This window comes from Gammaproteobacteria bacterium, assembly GCA_029884425.1.
In the GTDB taxonomy this organism is placed as follows: domain Bacteria; phylum Pseudomonadota; class Gammaproteobacteria; order S012-40; family S012-40; genus JAOUHV01.
In genome coordinates this window covers 1-3,794 of record JAOUHV010000084.1, presented here as the reverse complement: position 1 = coordinate 3,794, position 3,794 = coordinate 1, and the positions used below count along the sequence as shown (strand labels likewise).

Below are 3,794 nucleotides of genomic sequence, written 5' to 3'. Positions count from 1 at the left end.
GCACTGAATCCCTGCGTATTGGCCTGGTCACTCAGCCAGACTTCATAGCCGCTGGCAAACGCCGAGGTTGCTGACAGGCCAAAAGAAAAACAAAGTGCCGCAGTAACGCGGTGTAACTTGAATATGCGACTTCTCATAATCACTCCCTGAACAAAAATACCAATGATTGAACAGCCAGGACCTGCGCTGAATGGTGTAAAGGGATGATTATTGCGACGCAGCCAGTGTGCGGCAAGTAAATGATTCATCGTTGAAACAAAAATATCGACAAAAAGTGTTTTTTGTCATGTCAGTGTGGTTTTTGCGATTCATTCATAGATATTGCTCGACAGACAATTTGTGTCGAATAGGTGGTTATGTATGAGGCAAATATTGTTGAATGCGGGTGGGGAAATGAATAGTGCGGGCCCCTACTTGGTGCCCGCACTGGTGCGTGGCTATTCGTTTTCCGAAATAGCTTTACGCAACTTGATGGCTGCTGTGCGTTTGGCGCGCATTTTGATGTTGATCAGCTCAACACCAATCGAGAACGCCATTGCGAAGTACAGGTAGCCTTTGGGCACGTGGAAGTCCACGGACTCTGCAACCAGCACCATGCCGACCATGATCAAAAAGCTGAGTGCGAGGATTTTGATCGTCGGGTGTGCATCGACAAACTCGCCGATGGGCTTGGCGGCGACCATCATGATCATCACCGAAATCACGATCGCAATGACCATGACGGAAACATGATCAACCAGGCCCACTGCCGTGATGACCGAATCCAGCGAGAACACGATGTCGATGATGGCAATTTGCGCCAGAATCGCACCGAAGGTAGCTGCCTTGCTGGTGGTTTGACCCGCTTCTTCTTCGCCTTCCAGGCTGTTGCTGATTTCAGACACGCTCTTCCACAGCAGGAACAAGCCGCCAAACAGCAGGATCAGGTCGCGTCCGGAGATTTCCTCGCCAAAGATGGTAAACATGGGGTCTTTCAGGCCCATGACCCATGCCAGCGAGAACAGCAGCAAAATACGCGTACCCATGGCCAGACCCAAGCCGAGCCGGCGCGCCAGGTCGCGTTTTTCTGGAGGCAGTCGGCCGACCAGAATGCTGATGAAAATAATGTTGTCGATACCCAGGACAATTTCCAGGGCAGTCAGGGTTGCCAGGGCAACCCACACTTGTGGATCGGATAACCATTCCATAATTGCTTTGCTCTCTCAGTTTGGGAGGTTTTTCAAGAACAGGAAAACTGCGCGTATCATACTTGAAGTATGGCGGTTTCGTATCCGCCCCGGACGGGGAAATTTTTTATGCGGAAGACTTGAACTTTTCTAAAAAACATAATTCGGCTGCCAGTCGGCTATTGCAGGCTGGCCTTGGCGGCGAGGTGCTTGTTTTCGTCGATGACGCCAAACAGAAAATCAATATTCGGATGCTTGCCGGGATTGTCCCTGGCGTCCTGGACGTGTTCGCAGAACAGCTCGATGGCTTTTTGTGCCGCCTTGGGGGTCATGCCGCCGAAGTCGGTGGTGACTTTGTAGTAAACACGCAGTGATCCCTGTTTGCCGGGTTTGTTTTCGATGGTCCAGACCGCTTCGGGTTTGGCGCCGTCGAACAGTTCCAGTTTGGCGATGTTGTCGATGCTGGGCAGGGTGGCCAGTACGTCTTTGAAGTTGCTCATTGATCTCTCCGGTTAAAAAGTTTCGCGATTGCCTGCGGATTGGATGCAAAGTAGAGGTGCAGGTAAGAGGCGTGCAGATTGTTCACGCGATACACCGCTTCTCCCTCTTTGCCGTCGCGCTGGCGAATGCAATGGGTGATAGGTTGAATTTCGATGTCTGAATGTGAGTGGTGAAACGTGTGGCCGCGCAGTTCACCTTCGGCCAGCTCGACGCGCTGCATGCCCAGGCCGGCGACTTTGTCGGTGAGCTGTGCCTTGCCGGGCAGAATGCCAAGCATCGCGGCGCGATTGCCGTGTTTATCCTGCAATTCATCCAGCAAATACAGCATGCCGCCGCACTCGGCGACGATGGGTTTGGCGGCAGCATGATGCTGTTTGATGGCGGCTATCATTGACGTGTTGTCGCTGAGTTTTTGCAAATGCAGTTCGGGATAACCGCCGGGTAGCCATAGCGCATCGCATGCGGGTAATTGCGCATCATCGAGCGGCGAAAAAAAGTGCAGCTCTGCGCCCATTTTTTCCAGTAGTTCAATGTTGGCCGGATAGATAAACGCAAACGCGGTGTCACGAGCGATGGCGATTTTTTTACCTGCCAGCAGTGGTCCAATGTTGTCGATTTTTGCGTGTTTGAATTCCACCGCAGCAGGCAGCTCGGTGACTCCGGCTTGTGCCAGCAGCGAGGCTGCGAGCTCGAGTTTTTGTTCCAGGTTTTCGATTTCATCGGCCTGTACCAGGCCCAGATGGCGATCGGGCAAACCTATGTCGCGATTGCGTGGTACCGCGCCGAAAAATTTCATGCCGGCAGGCAGACTGTTGGCGACCAGATTGGCGTGGTTGTGGCTGGCAACGCGGTTGGCGATGACGCCGGCGAAGGGCAGTTCGGGACGATAGTTGGCTAGCCCAAGGGCGATGGCGCCGAAGGTTTGCGCCATGGAGCTGGCATCAATCACCGCCAGCACCGGCACGCCAAAAGTGATGGCCAGATCGGCGCTGGAAGGTGTGCCGTCATGCAGGCCCATGCCGCACTCAATGATGATCAAGTCTGCGGTTTCGGCGGCGTCAAACAGCAGTTGCTTGCAGGCTTGCTCGCCCACCATCCACAGATCCAGCGAATACACCGGCTGGCCGGAGGCGCGCTGGTGAATCATCGGGTCGAGAAAATCAGGGCCGGCCTTGAATACCCGCACTACCCGTCCCTGATTGCGGTGATAACGCGCCAGCGCAGCCGTCAGGGTGGTCTTGCCCTGATTGGAGGCGGGGGCAGCAATTAGCACAGCGGGGCAGTGGCGCGAACTCATGGTGGTCTCAGTTTTTTGCGAGGGCGTAGTTTACCAGTGCATGGGGTAGAATGCCTGCATGCGAGTAGAAAGCCCCGAATCCACCGCCCCGTTGCGTACCGGTTTTACCACCGGTGCCTGCGCGACGGCGTGTGCGCTGGCGGCGGCGCGCTTGCTGTTGGGCGGTGAGTCGACCGAGGTGGTCACGATTATCTTGCCCAAGGGACAGCAACCGGAGTTTTCGCTGCACGCCTGCGAGTTACAAGGCGACCGTGGCTACGCGGCTACCATCAAGGATGCCGGCGATGACCCGGATGTGACCCACGGTGCGCTGGTGCAGGTGTGGGTGGAATTGATTCCCGCAGGCATTGAATTTATGGCCGGAGCGGGGGTGGGGATGGTGACCCGCGCGGGCCTGCCTATTCCTCCGGGTGAGCCAGCCATCAATCCGGTGCCGCGCAACATGATCAACGAGCATCTACAGGATCTGGCCGCCGCCAGTGGTTACGGCGGCGGATTTCGCGTCACCATTGGCGTGGAAAACGGTGCCGAGCTGGCGACCAAGACCATGAACCCCCGCCTGGGCATCGTCGGTGGCTTGTCCATTCTGGGGACGACCGGCATCGTTCGACCTTTTTCCTGCTCTGCCTACATTGCCTCCATCCATCAGGCGATGGACGTGGCCAAAGCCAATGGCATTAATCACATCGCTGCTTGTACCGGCAACAGCAGTGAAATTGCTGCCCGCAAACTCTATGGTTTACCGGACATGGCACTGATAGAAATGGGGGATTTTGTTGGCGCGGTCCTAAAATATTTGAAAAAAACGCCGTTCCAGAGGGTGAGTCTGG

Annotated in this window: 4 protein-coding genes; 1 reads left to right on the top strand and 3 read right to left on the bottom strand. The window is 55.4% G+C overall.

Translation table 11 applies throughout. The features are described 5' to 3' along the window. Positions 1 to 437: 437 nt before the first annotated feature. The 3 genes from OEW58_13895 to OEW58_13885 form a co-directional block, all read right to left on the bottom strand. Positions 438 to 1,190 carry a TerC family protein gene (locus OEW58_13895; protein ID MDH5302438.1) on the bottom strand — a complete coding sequence of 251 codons (753 nt, stop codon included), beginning with the start codon at positions 1,188 to 1,190 and terminating at the stop codon, positions 438 to 440. A gap of 155 nt (positions 1,191 to 1,345) precedes the next feature. Next, positions 1,346 to 1,666 (bottom strand): DUF2322 family protein, encoded by a 321-nt coding sequence (locus OEW58_13890; protein MDH5302437.1) that lies wholly within the window; start codon positions 1,664 to 1,666, stop codon positions 1,346 to 1,348. Next, a complete protein-coding gene (locus tag OEW58_13885; protein ID MDH5302436.1) occupies positions 1,663 to 2,964 on the bottom strand; it encodes a cobyrinate a,c-diamide synthase in 1,302 nt (433 codons plus the stop codon). The genes OEW58_13890 and OEW58_13885 overlap by 4 nt, the downstream gene beginning before the upstream one ends. 58 nt (positions 2,965 to 3,022) lie before the next feature. Between OEW58_13885 and OEW58_13880 the strand changes: the two genes are divergently transcribed. Then, positions 3,023 to 3,794: cobalt-precorrin-5B (C(1))-methyltransferase (locus OEW58_13880; protein MDH5302435.1), on the top strand; the 772-nt coding region annotated here is incomplete at its 3' end.